We start from the raw sequence: 12,939 nt of genomic DNA on the forward strand, positions 1-12,939 counted from the left end.
CAGGGCGAGGCCGGCGACAACATCGGCGCGCTGCTGCGCGGCACCAAGCGCGAAGACGTGGAGCGCGGTCAGGTCCTGGCGAAGCCGGGCTCGATCACCCCGCACACCGACTTCGTGGCCGAGTGCTACATCCTGACCAAGGAAGAAGGTGGCCGTCACACGCCGTTCTTCTCCAACTACCGCCCGCAGTTCTACTTCCGCACCACCGACGTCACCGGCACGATCGCGCTGCCGGAAGGCACCGAAATGGTGATGCCGGGCGACAACATCTCGATCACCGTGTCGCTGATCGCCCCCATCGCCATGGACGAAGGCCTGCGCTTCGCCATCCGCGAAGGTGGCCGCACCGTCGGTGCCGGCGTCGTCGCGAAGATCGTGAAGTAAACCGCACCCCATTTTAAGGCGGGCGTCCTGGTCCCGCGATCGGGACCCGGACGCCGCTTTTTTTACGGAATGCCCCACGATGGATAGTCAGAACATTCGCATCCGCTTGAAGGCGTTCGATCACCGCGTCCTCGATCAGTCGACGCTGGAGATCGTCAACACCGCCAAGCGCACGGGTGCGCAGGTGCGCGGCCCGATTCCGCTCCCGACGCGGATCGAGAAGTTCACCGTCAACCGCTCGCCGCACATCGACAAGAAGTCGCGCGAGCAGTTCGAGATCCGCACGCACAAGCGGGTGCTGGACATCGTCGACCCGACGCCGCAGACCGTGGACGCGCTCATGAAGCTCGATCTGGCCGCCGGCGTCGACGTCGAGATCAAGCTCTAAAGGACAGGTACGATGCGCACCGGTCTCATCGCTCAGAAGGTCGGCATGACCCGCATGTACAATGCTGCGGGTGAACACGTGCCGGTTACGGTGCTCAAGGTCGACGGCCTCCAGGTCGTCGCCCAGCGCACCATCGAAAAGGACGGCTATGTCGCGCTGCAGCTCGGCGTGGGCAAGGCCAAGGTCAAGAACGTCTCCAAGGCCATGCGCGGCCACTTCGCCGCGGCGAAGGTCGAGCCGAAGCGCAAGCTGGCGGAGTTCCGTGTGACCGAGGATTGCCTCGTCGACGTCGGTGCCGAACTGTCGCCCGCCCATTTCGTCGACGGCCAGTACATTGACGTCACGGGCATCAGCATTGGTAAGGGCTTCGCCGGCGGCATGAAGCGCCACAACTTCCGTGGCCTCGAAGCGACGCACGGCGTGTCCGTCTCCCACCGCTCGCACGGTTCCACCGGTCAGCGCCAGGACCCCGGTAAGGTGTTCAAGGGCAAGAAGATGGCCGGTCACCTGGGTGTCGAGCGTGTGACCACTCAGAACCTGACCGTCTTCGGCACTGACGAAGAGCGCGGTCTGATCCTGGTGCGCGGCTCCGTGCCCGGCCACGCCGGTGGCTGGGTCCTGGTCCGCGACGCCCTGAAGAAGCCGGCGAACACCGACGTTCCGATGCCCGCCGGCATCAAGGCTGCCGCCTCCGCGGCCGCCGCGCCTGCCGAGGAGGCCCCGGCCGCCGACGCGGGTGAAGGTGAAAGCAAGGAATAATCGGCCATGAAGGTTGACGTTATCACTCTGGACAACAAGAGCGCCGGCTCTGTCGAACTGGCCGAAGACATCTTCGGCCTCGACGTCCGCGGCGACCTTTTGCATCGCGTGGTCCGCTGGCAGCTGGCCAAGCGACAGGCCGGTACCCACAAGACGAAGGGGATCTCCGAGATCTCCGGCACCACCAAGAAGCCCTACAAGCAGAAGGGTACGGGTCATGCCCGTCAGGGCTCGCTGCGCAGCCCGCAGTACCGTGGTGGTGCCACGATCTTTGGGCCGGTCGTGCGTTCTCACGCCCATGATCTGCCGAAGAAGGTCCGCAAGCTGGGCCTGAAGACGGCGCTCTCGGCGAAGGCGAAGGACGGCAAGCTGGTGGTGCTCGACACCGCCGCCGACGTCGCCAAGACCAAGGAACTCGCCGCCAAGTTCAAGGCGCTGGGTTGGTCTTCGGTGCTCATCATCGACGGCGAGCAGGTGAACGAGCAGTTCTCCCGCGCCGCCCGCAACATCGTCGGCATCGACGTCCTGCCGCAGCAGGGCGCCAACGTCTACGACATCCTGCGCCGCGACACGCTGGTCCTCACCAAGGCCGCTGTCGAGAAGCTCGAGGAGCGCCTGAAATGAGCAAGCAGGTCACCGTGAGCAAGGAACGCATGTACGACCTGATCAAGGCCCCGGTCATCACCGAAAAGGCGACCATGGGCTCGGAGCACAACCAGGTCACCTTCCGCGTCCCGCTTGATGCCTCCAAGCCGGAGATCAAGGCGGCCGTCGAGGGCGTGTTCAACGTGAAGGTCACCGCGGTCAACACCCTCATCCAGAAGGGCAAGACCAAGCGCTTCAAGGGCACCCTCGGTCGTCGCAGCGACGTCAAGAAGGCGGTCGTGACTCTCGCCGAGGGTCACTCCATCGACGTGACCACGGGAGTGTGACGAGATGGCTCTGAAGAATTACAAGCCGGTCACCCCCGGCACCCGCCAGCTGGTGCTGGTGGACCGTTCGGACCTGTGGAAGGGCAAGCCCGTCAAGGCGCTCACCCACGGTCTGACCAAGAGCGGCGGCCGCAACAACACCGGTCGCACCACGGCCTTCAACCGTGGCGGCGGCGCCAAGCGGCGCTACCGTCTGATCGACTTCAAGCGCACCAAGTTCGACGTTCCCGCGACCGTCGAGCGCCTGGAGTACGACCCCAACCGCACCGCGTTCATCGCGCTGATTTCGTACGAGGACGGCGAACAGGCCTACATCCTCGCGCCGCAGCGCCTGAAGGCCGGTGATCAGGTGGTCGCCTCCGAGCGCGCCGACATCAAGCCGGGCAACGCGATGCCGCTGAAGAACATGCCGGTCGGCACCATCGTCCACAATGTGGAGATGAAGCCGGGCAAGGGCGGCCAGATGGCCCGCTCCGCCGGCTGCTATGCGCAGCTCATCGGCAAGGACCAGGGCTACGCCCAGCTCCGCCTGTCCTCGGGCGAGCTGCGCATGGTCCGCGGCGAGTGCATGGCCACCGTGGGTGCGGTGTCCAACCCGGACAATCAGAACGAAAACCTGGGCAAGGCGGGTCGTAACCGCTGGCTCGGTCGTCGTCCGAGTGTCCGAGGCGTGGCGATGAACCCGGTCGACCACCCGCATGGTGGTGGTGAAGGTCGCACTTCGGGCGGCCGTCACCCGGTCACCCCGTGGGGCAAGCCGACCAAGGGCAAGCGCACCCGCAATAACAAGGCGACGGATAAGCTCATCATGCGCACCCGTCACCAGGCGAAGAAGAAGTAACGGAGGCCGCCAGTGGCTCGCTCTGTTTGGAAAGGCCCGTTCATCGACGGGTACCTGCTCAAGAAGGCCGAGGCGGCTCGCTCGTCCGGACGTAACGAGGTCATCAAGACCTGGTCCCGCCGGTCGACGATCCTGCCCCAGTTCGTCGGTCTGACCTTCGGTGTCTACAACGGCCAGAAGTTCGTGCCCGTGCTCGTGACCGAAAACATGATCGGTCACAAGTTCGGCGAATTCTCGCCGACCCGCACGTTCTACGGCCATGCCGCGGACAAGAAGGCGAAGAGGAAGTAAGCGATGGGTAAGCAGTCCGCTCCCCGCACTCTGCCGGACAACGCCGCGAAGTCGTTCTCGGCGTCCATCCGCATCAGCCCGCGCAAGCTCAACCTGGTCGCCGCCATGATCCGTGGCAAGTCGGCCGAGGCTGCGCTGTCGGCCCTGACGTTCTCCGCGCGTCGCATCTCCAACGACGTCAAGAAGGTTCTGGAGAGCGCGATCGCGAACGCCGAGAACAACCACCAGCTCGACGTCGACCGCCTGGTCGTCGCCGAAGCCTACGTGGGCAAGGCGCTCGTGATGAAGCGTTGGCGCGCCCGCGCCCGTGGTCGCGTCGGCAAGATCCAGAAGCCGTTCTCGAACCTGACCATCGTGGTGCGCGAGCGCGAGGAGACTGAGTAATGGGTCACAAAGTCAATCCGATCGGTCTGCGCGTCGGTATCAACCGCACCTGGGACAGCCGCTGGTTCGCCGACCAGACCTACCCCGAGCTGCTGCACCAGGACCTGGCCCTGCGCGACTTCCTGAAGAAGCGCCTGGCCCAGGCCGGCGTTTCGCGGATCGTCATCGAGCGTCCCGCCAAGAAGGCCCGCATCACCATCCACACGGCCCGTCCGGGTGTGGTGATCGGCAAGAAGGGCGCCGACATCGAAAACCTGCGTCGTGAGCTGTCCAAGCGCACCGGCGCCGAGGTGATGCTGAACATCGTCGAGATCCGCAAGCCGGAACTCGACGCCCAGCTGGTGGCCGAGAACATCGCCCAGCAGCTGGAGCGCCGCGTCGCCTTCCGCCGCGCCATGAAGCGCGCCGTGCAGAACGCCATGCGCCTCGGCGCGCAGGGCATTCGGATCAACTGCGCCGGCCGTCTCGGCGGCGCCGAGATCGCCCGTACGGAATGGTACCGCGAGGGCCGTGTGCCGCTGCACACCCTGCGCGCCGACATCGACTACGGCGTCGGCACCGCGAAGACCACCTACGGCACCTGCGGTGTCAAGGTGTGGATCTTCAAGGGTGAGGTCCTCGAGCACGACCCGATGGCGCAGGACAAGCGCGCCGCCGAGGCGGGCCGCTAAGGCGGCCCCTCTTCGGTCAGCGATAGGGATGTAGAGCAATGCTTTCTCCGAAACGGACGAAGTTCCGCAAGCAGCACAAGGGCCGCATCCACGGCGAGGCGAAGGGTGGTTACACCCTGAACTTCGGCGCCTTCGGCCTGAAGGCCGTCGAGCCGGAGCGCATCACCGCGCGCCAGATCGAGGCCGCCCGCCGCGCCATGACCCGCTTCATGAAGCGTCAGGGTCGCGTGTGGATTCGCGTCTTCCCGGACGTGCCCGTGTCCCGCAAGCCCGCCGAAGTCCGCATGGGCTCCGGTAAGGGTTCGCCGGAATACTGGGTCGCCCGCATTCATCCGGGCCGCATCATGTTCGAAGTCGACGGTGTCGACGAGGCCGTGGCGCGCGAAGCGTTCCGTCTTGCGGCGGCAAAACTGCCGATCAAGACGAAATTTGTTGCCCGCATCGGCGAGGGGGTCTAAATCATGGCGTCCATCACGGATCTCCGTGGCAAGAGCGTCGACGAGCTTAAGGACCGTCTCGTCGAACTCAAGAAAGAGCAGTTCAATCTGCGCTTCCAGAAGGCCTCCGGCCAGCTGGAGAACACCGCCCGCGTGACCGCCGTCCGCAAGGAAATCGCGCAGGTCAAGACGGTCCTTAACGAGCAGCGCCGGCCCGCCGGCGCCTGAGTGCCTGAAGGAGTGACGTAGATGCCTCGGCGCATTCTTCAGGGTGTAGTGGTGAGCGACAAAACCGACAAGACCATCACGGTGGTCGTCGAGCGCCGGTTCATGCACCCGGTGTACAAGAAGTTCATCCGCCGCACCAAGAAGTACGCCGCCCACGACGAAGCCAACCAGTTCAAGGTTGGCGACGTGGTGCGGATTCGCGAGTGCCGCCCCATTTCCAAGACGAAGACTTGGGAAGTGGTGGCGGACGTCGCGGAATAATCAGTACACCAACCGCTAACGTTTAAGGAATTGGTGCAATGATCCAGATGCAGACGAACCTCGACGTTGCCGACAACAGCGGCGCCCGTCGGGTTATGTGCATCAAGGTGCTGGGTGGTTCCAAGCGGAAGACCGCCAGTGTCGGTGACATCATCGTGGTGTCGGTCAAGGACGCGATCCCCCGGGGCCGCGTCAAGAAGGGCGACGTGGCGCGTGCCGTGATCGTCCGGACCGCGAAGGAAATCCGTCGTCCCGACGGCTCCATCATTCGCTTCGACCGCAACGCCGCTGTGCTGATCAACAAGCAGGGCGAACCCATCGGTACCCGCATCTTCGGCCCGGTGACCCGCGAGCTGCGCGCGAAGAAGTTCATGAAGATCATCTCGCTGGCTCCGGAGGTGCTGTAATGGCTGCGAAGGTGAAGAAGGGCGATCGCGTCGTCGTGATCGCCGGCAAGGACAAGGGCAAGACGGGCGAAGTCGTCCGTTCGATCCCGTCCGAGAACCGGGTGGTCGTCCAGGGCGTGAACGTCGTCAAGCGTCACCAGCGTCCGACTCCGATGTCGGCCGGCGGCATCATCGAAAAGGAGGCGCCCATTCACGTCTCCAACGTCGCCCACATCGACCCGAAGGACAGCAAGCCGACCCGCGTCGGCTTCAAGACGCTCGAGGACGGCAGCAAGGTGCGCGTTTCCAAGCGCTCCGGCGAAGTCCTGGACAAGTGATGGGAGTTGGGTGATGACCCCGCGTCTGCGTGAACACTACGACACCGTCGTCCGTAAGCAGCTCCAGGAAAAGTTCGGTTACGCGAACCACATGGAGATCCCGCGCCTGACCAAGATCGTGATCAACATGGGCGTCGGCGAAGCCGCCCAGGATCGCAAGAAGATCGAGGGTGCGGTTGCGGACATGACCGCCATTTCCGGCCAGAAGCCGATCGTGACCCGCGCGAAGAAGTCGATTGCCGCCTTCAAGCTGCGCGACGGCATGGTCGTCGGCTGCAAGGTCACTCTGCGCCGTGAGCGCATGTACGAGTTCCTCGACCGGTTCCTGAACATCGCGCTGCCGCGTGTCCGGGACTTCCGTGGCGTCCCCCCCAAGGGGTTCGACGCGGCCGGGAACTACAACATGGGCCTGAAAGAACAGATCATCTTCCCGGAAATCAACTACGACGAAGTTGATACCATCCGCGGCATGGATATCGCGTTCTGCACGACGGCGAAGAATGCCGAGGAGTGCCGCGCACTTCTCGAGGCCTTCGACATGCCGTTCCAGAAGTAAGGCCGGGAGCTGATTTACAATGGCGAAGGTTTCCAAGATTCAGCGTAACAAGCAGCGCGAAAAGCTGGTGGCGCAGTACGCCGCCCGCCGCGCTAGCCTGAAGACGATCGTCAAGGACCAGAGCGTGTCCCCCGAGGAGCGGTTCGAGGCCGTCATGAAGCTGGCCGAAATGCCGCGCAACTCCTCCAAGGTGCGTATCCGCAACCGGTGCGAGCTGACCGGCCGCCCGCGCGCCACGTACCGCAAGTTCAAGCTCGCCCGCGTCATGCTGCGCGACCTGGCCTCCCGTGGCCAGATCCCCGGCATGGTGAAGTCGAGCTGGTAAGGGAGACATTCACCCATGTCCATGACCGATCCGTTGGGTGATCTGCTCACCCGCATCCGCAACGGCCAGCGTGCGCGCAAGTCGAGCGTCGTCACTCCGGCCTCCGGCCTGCGTGCGAACGTCCTCGACGTTCTGCAGCGCGAAGGCTACATCCGCGGCTTCGAGCGCTACAACGTGCGCGCCGGCATCGACGAGATCCGCGTCGACCTGAAGTACCTGGACGGTGAGCCGGTGATCAAGGAGATCAGCCGCGTCTCGAAGCCGGGTCGCCGCGTCTACTCCAAGATCAAGGACCTGCCGAAGGTCTACAACGGCCTCGGTATCTCCATCCTGTCGACGCCGCGTGGCGTGATGTCCGATCACGAAGCACGTCAGGCGAACGTCGGCGGCGAGGTCCTCTGCAAGGTGTTCTAAGGGGCGAAACGATGTCGCGAGTTGGAAAATACCCGGTCGAAGTGCCGGCTGGCGTGACCGTCACGCTGGCGAATGACACCGTGACCGTGAAGGGCAAGCTGGGGGAACTCAGCCTGCCGATCCTGACCGACTTCGTGGAAGCTTCCATGGAAGGTCAGCAGGTCTGGATCAAGCCGAAGTCCGAGCACAAGCGTGCCCGCATGCTGTGGGGCACCACGCGCGCCAATATCGCCAACATGGTGAAGGGCGTTTCGGAAGGCTTCAGCAAGCGTCTGGACATCGTCGGCGTGGGTTACCGCGCCGCGGTGCAGGGCGACACGCTGAAGCTGTCGCTCGGCTTCTCCCATGACGTCGATTATCCGATTCCGTCGGATCTGAAGATCGTCACGCCGCAGCCCACGCAGATCGAGATCTCCGGCGCCAACAAGCAGCGCGTCGGCCAGATCGCCTCGGAGATCCGCGGGTACCGTCCGCCGGAGCCCTACAAGGGCAAGGGCGTCAAGTACTCCGACGAGACGATCCTGCGTAAGGAAGGCAAGAAGAAGTAAGGGCGAAACAGATGAAGCAGAACCAGCTTTTCAAGCGTCGCGCTCAGCGCAACCGCTTCGCCCTGAAGCAGAAGGCCGGCGGTCGTCCGCGCCTCTCCGTCTTCCGTTCGGGCAAGCACATTTACGCTCAGGTGATCGACGACGTGCAGGGCAAGACCCTCGCCTCGGCCTCGACGCTCGACAAGGAGCTGAAGGGCAAGGTCGAGAAGACCGCCACGTCCGAGGCCGCCGTCGAAGTCGGCAAGCTGGTGGCGTCCCGCGCCGTCGCAGCCGGCGTCAGCCAGGTCGTGTTCGACCGCGGCGGCTACATCTACCACGGTCGCGTGAAGGCGTTGGCCGACGCCGCGCGCGAGGGCGGTCTCCAGTTCTAAGGGATATTCGGTATGGCTCGTACACCCAACGCTGAGCGCTCCGAGCGCACCCCGCGGGACCGCGACCGTCGCCCGAGCGACCAGCGTGACCGCACCGAGCGTGACGACGAATTCGTCGACAAGCTCGTCCACATCAACCGCGTCGCCAAGGTGGTGAAGGGCGGCCGTCGCTTCGCCTTCGCCGCTCTGGTCGTCGTCGGCGACAGCAAGGGCCGCGTCGGTTTCGGCACCGGCAAGGCGCGTGAGGTTCCGGAGGCCATTCGCAAGGCCACCGAGCAGGCCAAGCGTGAGATGGTCCGCGTGCCGCTGCGCGAAGGCCGCACGCTGCACCACGACGTGAACGGTCACTTCGGTGCCGGCCGCGTCATCCTGCGCACCGCTCCGGCCGGTACCGGCATCATCGCCGGCGGCCCGATGCGCGCCATCTTCGAGACCATGGGCGTGCAGGACGTCGTCGCCAAGTGCACCGGCACGACGAACCCGTACAACATGATCAAGGCGACCTTCGACGCGCTCAACAACCTCATGTCGCCCCGCCAGGTGGCGGCCAAGCGCGGCAAGAAGGTGGGCGACATCGTGGCCCGCCGTGACGGCGCCGCTGTCGCCGTCGCCGGCGCGAAGGAGTGAGGACCATGGCGAACGCGAAGGTCAAGGTCACGCAGATCGGCAGCCCGATCGGCCGCAAGCAGGACCAGCGCGCCACCCTGGTGGGCCTGGGCCTCAACAAGATGCACCGCACGAGCGTCCTCGAGGACACTCCGTCGGTTCGCGGCATGATTTCCAAGGTCGCGCATCTGATCAAGGTGGAACCGGCGGAGTGATCCGCCGGTCTTCCTCCCGAACCTCCTGAAGTCAGGGTACGGACATGAAACTCAACGAGCTCCGCGACAATCCGGGTGCGACCAAGAAGCGCATCCGCGTCGGCCGCGGTATCGGCTCCGGCAAGGGCAAGACCGGCGGCCGTGGCGTGAAGGGCCAGACGTCGCGCACCGGCGTGGCCATCAACGGCTTCGAAGGCGGTCAGATGCCCATCTACCGCCGCCTGCCGAAGCGCGGCTTCAACAACGTCTTCCGCAAGGACTACGTCTCGCTGAACCTGGATCGCATCCAGGCGGCCTTCGATGCCGGCAAGCTGGACGCGGCCCAGCCGGTGACCGCCGAGGCCCTGGTGGCCGCGGGCGTCATCGGTCGTGCGAAGGACGGTGTGCGCGTCCTCGGCATGGGCGAGCTGAAGACCAAGGCGACCTTCAAGGTCGCTGGTGCCTCCGCCAAGGCGCGCGAGGCGATCGAGAAGGCCGGTGGCACCCTCGAGGTGCTCGCGCCGGCGGCTTCCGAGGAGGGCGGCGAGTAATCGCCGCCTCTTCCCTTTTTCATTTCGTAAAACGCGAGAGAGTAACCGGGCATGGCATCTGCCGCCGAACAGCTGGCCGCGAACATGAACTTCAGCACCTTTTCGAAGGCGACTGAACTCAAGAAGCGGATCTGGTTCACCCTGGGCGCCCTGATCGTCTATCGCATCGGGACCTACATCCCGCTGCCGGGCATCAACCCGCAGGCGCTCGCCAGCATCTTCCAGCAGCAGGGCGGCGGCATCCTCGGGATGTTCGACATGTTCGCGGGTGGTGCGCTGTCGCGCATGACCATCTTCGCGCTGAACATCATGCCGTACATCTCGGCCTCGATCATCATGCAGCTGATGACCGCCGTCAGCCCCTCCATGGAGGCGCTGAAGAAGGAAGGCGAGTCGGGCCGCAAGAAGATCAACCAGTACACCCGCTACCTGACGGTCCTCATCACCATCATGCAGGCCTACGGCATCGCCGTCGGTCTGGAGGCGATGGGCGAGGGCGGTGCGGCCGCGGTGTACGACCCCGGTTACTTCTTCCGCTTCACTACCGTCGTCACCCTGGTGGGCGGCACGCTGTTCCTGATGTGGCTGGGCGAGCAGATCACCGCCCGCGGCGTCGGCAACGGCATCTCCCTGATCATCTTCACCGGCATCGTGGCGAACCTGCCGGGTGCTCTGGCGGGCATGCTGGAACTGGGCCGCACCGGCGCGCTCAGCCCGATCGTCATCATCGGCATCATCCTGCTCGCCATCGCCGTCATCGCCGGCATCGTGTTCGTCGAGCGCGCCCAGCGGCGCATCCTGGTGCAGTACCCGAAGCGCCAGATGGGCAACCGCATGTACGGCGGCGAATCGACTCACCTGCCGCTCAAGATCAACACGCCGGGCGTCATTCCGCCGATCTTCGCGAGCTCGATCCTGCTGGTGCCGACCACCGCGGCGAGCTTCACCGCTGGCAGCGGCCCGCAGTGGCTGCGTGACGTGACCGCCATGCTGGGCCTCGGCCAGCCCCTGCACATCGTGCTGTTCTCGGCGCTGATCGTGTTCTTCGCCTTCTTCTACACGGCCGTGGTCTTCAATCCGCAGGAGACCGCCGACAACCTGAAGAAGTACGGCGGCTTCGTGCCCGGCATCCGGCCCGGCAAGAACACCGCAGACTACCTCGACTACGTGCTGACCCGTTTGACGGCTGTGGGCGCGGTCTACCTGGTGGTCATTTCGGTCCTGCCCGAGATCCTGATCGCTGAGGTCGGTGTGCCCTTCTACTTCGGCGGCACGTCGCTCCTCATCGTCGTCACCGTGACCATGGACACCGTGGCGCAGATCCAGTCCCACCTGCTGGCGCACCAGTACGAGGGGCTCATCAAGAAGTCCAAACTGAGGGGTAAGCGCTGATGAAGGGGAAGCGTATCATCTTCATGGGCCCGCCCGGCGGCGGCAAGGGCACGCAGGCGCAGCGGCTGGAAGACACGTTCGGCATCAAGCAGCTGTCCACCGGTGACATGCTGCGGGCGGCGGTCGCTGCCGGCACGGAGCTGGGCAAGCAGGCCAAGGCCGTGATGGACGCCGGCCAGCTGGTGTCCGACGACCTGATGATCGGCCTGATCTCCGAGCGGGTGGATCAGCCCGATTGCGCCAACGGCTTCATCCTGGACGGCTTCCCGCGGACCATTCCGCAGGCGGAGGCGCTGGAGTCGCTGATGGCCGACAAGGGCATGCCGCTCGACGCCGTCATCGAGCTGCGCGTGCCGGACGAGCTGCTGGTGGAACGCATCACCGGTCGATTCGCCTGCGCGAAGTGCGGCCGCGGCTACCACGACACGTACCAGCGCCCCAAGGTCGAGGGCGTCTGCGACGCCTGCGGCTCGACGGAGTTCAAGCGCCGGGCCGACGACAACGCCGAAACGGTGGTGTCGCGCCTGGAGGCTTATCACCGCCAGACGGCGCCCGTGCTGGCGCACTTCGAGAAGACGGGCAAGGTGCACGTCGTCGACGGCACCAAGGACATCGACCAGGTCACCGCCGATCTGGTCTCCATCCTGGAAAAATCCACGGCGGCAGGTTGACTCCGGCTGCGCGATACCTATAATCGCGCACCTTCGGGTCACCCGCCCTAGAAACGCAATTCGACATAACAGTCGCAGAAGAGTAAGGAGTACGGGCTTTGGCGCGTATCGCTGGCGTTAACATTCCCACCAACAAGCGGGTGGAGATTGCGCTGACCTACATCTATGGTATCGGCCCGAAGAAGGCGAAGGAGATCTGCAGCAAGATCGGTATCGCCGACGCGGTCCGTGTGAACCAGCTGTCGGATGACGAGGTCCTGCGCATCCGTGAAATGATCGACGCGGACTACAAGGTCGAAGGCGACCTGCGTCGTGAAGTCGCGATGAACATCAAGCGTCTCATGGACCTGGGCTGCTACCGCGGCCTGCGTCACCGTAAGGGCCTGCCGGTCCGTGGCCAGCGCACGCACACCAACGCGCGCACCCGCAAGGGCCCGGCCAAGCCGATCGCCGGCAAGAAGAAGTAAGCGAGAAGGATAGGTTTCGGCAATGGCCAAGGCTGCTCAGACCGCCCGTCCGCGTCGTCGCGAGCGGAAGAACATTTCTTCCGGTATCGCGCACGTGAACGCGTCGTTCAACAACACCATGATCACCATCACCGACGTGCAGGGGAACGCGATCTCCTGGTCGTCGGCCGGTTCGCAGGGCTTCAAGGGCTCGCGCAAGTCGACCCCCTACGCCGCCCAGGTGGCCGCGGAGGACGCCGGTCGCAAGGCCGCGGAGCACGGCATGAAGACCCTCGAGGTCGAAGTGTCGGGTCCCGGTTCGGGTCGCGAGTCGGCGCTCCGCGCGCTGCAGGCGGTGGGCTTCATGATCACCTCCATCCGCGACGTCACGCCGATTCCGCACAACGGCTGCCGTCCGCGCAAGCGCCGGCGCGTCTGAGGCGCCGGGCCGCCGTGCAGGAAACCTGCGCGGCGCAGCCGTACGGTCCGCAAGGTTTCGCCGGCCCGAGCCGCAAGGCTCTGGCCGGCGCTGTGCCGTCCCAATCCTGGGTTTAGCGCGCAGGCA

25 protein-coding genes and 1 pseudogene are annotated in these 12,939 nt (G+C 64.9%); all 26 read left to right on the forward strand.

Going from position 1 to position 12,939, the window contains the following annotated elements; translation table 11 throughout:
* Positions 1-384, forward strand: a pseudogene (gene tuf, locus CRP50_RS00005) (elongation factor Tu); the annotation flags it as partial.
* A 79-nt stretch (positions 385-463) separates the two neighbouring features.
* Complete coding sequence (rpsJ, locus tag CRP50_RS00010; protein WP_043645655.1) at positions 464-772, forward strand: 30S ribosomal protein S10; 309 nt, start codon at positions 464-466, stop codon at positions 770-772.
* 12 nt (positions 773-784) lie between these two features.
* Positions 785-1,531: a 50S ribosomal protein L3 gene (gene rplC / locus CRP50_RS00015; RefSeq protein ID WP_097276931.1), complete on the forward strand. Its 747-nt coding sequence runs from the start codon at positions 785-787 to the stop codon at positions 1,529-1,531.
* 6 nt (positions 1,532-1,537) lie between these two features.
* Entirely contained in the window at positions 1,538-2,155 is a 618-nt protein-coding gene (gene rplD / locus CRP50_RS00020) for a 50S ribosomal protein L4 (protein ID WP_097276932.1), read from the forward strand.
* The gene (locus tag CRP50_RS00025) at positions 2,152-2,463 is read left to right on the forward strand and encodes a 50S ribosomal protein L23 (protein ID WP_097276933.1); all 312 of its coding nucleotides are present in this window, start codon (positions 2,152-2,154) and stop codon (positions 2,461-2,463) included. The genes rplD and CRP50_RS00025 overlap by 4 nt, the downstream gene beginning before the upstream one ends.
* 4 nt (positions 2,464-2,467) lie before the next feature.
* Positions 2,468-3,304 carry a 50S ribosomal protein L2 gene (gene rplB, locus CRP50_RS00030; protein WP_097276934.1) on the forward strand — a complete coding sequence of 279 codons (837 nt, stop codon included), beginning with the start codon at positions 2,468-2,470 and terminating at the stop codon, positions 3,302-3,304.
* A 12-nt stretch (positions 3,305-3,316) separates the two neighbouring features.
* Complete coding sequence (gene rpsS, locus CRP50_RS00035) at positions 3,317-3,595, forward strand: 30S ribosomal protein S19 (protein ID WP_097276935.1); 279 nt, start codon at positions 3,317-3,319, stop codon at positions 3,593-3,595.
* Between the two features lie 3 nt (positions 3,596-3,598).
* Positions 3,599-3,979 carry a 50S ribosomal protein L22 gene (gene rplV / locus CRP50_RS00040; RefSeq protein ID WP_097276936.1) on the forward strand — a complete coding sequence of 127 codons (381 nt, stop codon included), beginning with the start codon at positions 3,599-3,601 and terminating at the stop codon, positions 3,977-3,979.
* On the forward strand, positions 3,979-4,650 hold the full coding sequence (gene rpsC / locus CRP50_RS00045; protein ID WP_097276937.1) for a 30S ribosomal protein S3: 672 nt from the start codon (positions 3,979-3,981) through the stop codon (positions 4,648-4,650). The genes rplV and rpsC overlap by 1 nt, the downstream gene beginning before the upstream one ends.
* Before the next feature lie 38 nt (positions 4,651-4,688).
* A complete protein-coding gene (rplP, locus tag CRP50_RS00050) occupies positions 4,689-5,108 on the forward strand; it encodes a 50S ribosomal protein L16 (protein WP_097276938.1) in 420 nt (139 codons plus the stop codon).
* A gap of 3 nt (positions 5,109-5,111) precedes the next feature.
* Complete coding sequence (gene rpmC, locus CRP50_RS00055) at positions 5,112-5,315, forward strand: 50S ribosomal protein L29 (protein WP_097276939.1); 204 nt, start codon at positions 5,112-5,114, stop codon at positions 5,313-5,315.
* 21 nt (positions 5,316-5,336) lie between these two features.
* Positions 5,337-5,576, forward strand: coding sequence for a 30S ribosomal protein S17 (gene rpsQ / locus CRP50_RS00060; protein ID WP_097276940.1), 240 nt, complete (start codon positions 5,337-5,339; stop codon positions 5,574-5,576).
* A gap of 38 nt (positions 5,577-5,614) precedes the next feature.
* On the forward strand, positions 5,615-5,983 hold the full coding sequence (gene rplN, locus CRP50_RS00065; protein WP_097276941.1) for a 50S ribosomal protein L14: 369 nt from the start codon (positions 5,615-5,617) through the stop codon (positions 5,981-5,983).
* Entirely contained in the window at positions 5,983-6,300 is a 318-nt protein-coding gene (gene rplX / locus CRP50_RS00070) for a 50S ribosomal protein L24 (protein WP_097276942.1), read from the forward strand. Before rplN ends, rplX begins: the two co-directional genes overlap by 1 nt.
* A 13-nt stretch (positions 6,301-6,313) precedes the next feature.
* Positions 6,314-6,856 carry a 50S ribosomal protein L5 gene (gene rplE, locus CRP50_RS00075; protein ID WP_097276943.1) on the forward strand — a complete coding sequence of 181 codons (543 nt, stop codon included), beginning with the start codon at positions 6,314-6,316 and terminating at the stop codon, positions 6,854-6,856.
* A 19-nt stretch (positions 6,857-6,875) separates the two neighbouring features.
* Positions 6,876-7,181 (forward strand): 30S ribosomal protein S14, encoded by a 306-nt coding sequence (rpsN, locus tag CRP50_RS00080; protein ID WP_097276944.1) that lies wholly within the window; start codon positions 6,876-6,878, stop codon positions 7,179-7,181.
* A 15-nt stretch (positions 7,182-7,196) separates the two neighbouring features.
* A complete protein-coding gene (rpsH, locus tag CRP50_RS00085) occupies positions 7,197-7,595 on the forward strand; it encodes a 30S ribosomal protein S8 (protein ID WP_097276945.1) in 399 nt (132 codons plus the stop codon).
* An 11-nt stretch (positions 7,596-7,606) separates the two neighbouring features.
* Positions 7,607-8,143 (forward strand): 50S ribosomal protein L6, encoded by a 537-nt coding sequence (gene rplF, locus CRP50_RS00090; protein ID WP_097276946.1) that lies wholly within the window; start codon positions 7,607-7,609, stop codon positions 8,141-8,143.
* Between the two features lie 11 nt (positions 8,144-8,154).
* Entirely contained in the window at positions 8,155-8,514 is a 360-nt protein-coding gene (rplR, locus tag CRP50_RS00095; protein WP_097276947.1) for a 50S ribosomal protein L18, read from the forward strand.
* Between the two features lie 12 nt (positions 8,515-8,526).
* Positions 8,527-9,141, forward strand: coding sequence for a 30S ribosomal protein S5 (gene rpsE / locus CRP50_RS00100; protein WP_097276948.1), 615 nt, complete (start codon positions 8,527-8,529; stop codon positions 9,139-9,141).
* 5 nt (positions 9,142-9,146) lie between these two features.
* Positions 9,147-9,335, forward strand: coding sequence for a 50S ribosomal protein L30 (gene rpmD, locus CRP50_RS00105; protein ID WP_097276949.1), 189 nt, complete (start codon positions 9,147-9,149; stop codon positions 9,333-9,335).
* A gap of 44 nt (positions 9,336-9,379) precedes the next feature.
* The gene (gene rplO / locus CRP50_RS00110; RefSeq protein ID WP_097276950.1) at positions 9,380-9,865 is read left to right on the forward strand and encodes a 50S ribosomal protein L15; all 486 of its coding nucleotides are present in this window, start codon (positions 9,380-9,382) and stop codon (positions 9,863-9,865) included.
* A 51-nt stretch (positions 9,866-9,916) separates the two neighbouring features.
* Positions 9,917-11,257: a preprotein translocase subunit SecY gene (gene secY, locus CRP50_RS00115; RefSeq protein ID WP_097276951.1), complete on the forward strand. Its 1,341-nt coding sequence runs from the start codon at positions 9,917-9,919 to the stop codon at positions 11,255-11,257.
* Positions 11,257-11,928, forward strand: coding sequence for an adenylate kinase (locus tag CRP50_RS00120; RefSeq protein WP_097276952.1), 672 nt, complete (start codon positions 11,257-11,259; stop codon positions 11,926-11,928). The genes secY and CRP50_RS00120 overlap by 1 nt, the downstream gene beginning before the upstream one ends.
* 98 nt (positions 11,929-12,026) lie before the next feature.
* Positions 12,027-12,395 (forward strand): 30S ribosomal protein S13, encoded by a 369-nt coding sequence (gene rpsM / locus CRP50_RS00125; protein ID WP_097276953.1) that lies wholly within the window; start codon positions 12,027-12,029, stop codon positions 12,393-12,395.
* 22 nt (positions 12,396-12,417) lie between these two features.
* The gene (gene rpsK / locus CRP50_RS00130; RefSeq protein WP_097276954.1) at positions 12,418-12,813 is read left to right on the forward strand and encodes a 30S ribosomal protein S11; all 396 of its coding nucleotides are present in this window, start codon (positions 12,418-12,420) and stop codon (positions 12,811-12,813) included.
* Positions 12,814-12,939 lie beyond the last annotated feature (126 nt).

Source organism: Caenispirillum bisanense (assembly GCF_900230255.1).
Classification (GTDB): Bacteria; Pseudomonadota; Alphaproteobacteria; order Rhodospirillales; family Rhodospirillaceae; genus Caenispirillum; species Caenispirillum bisanense_A.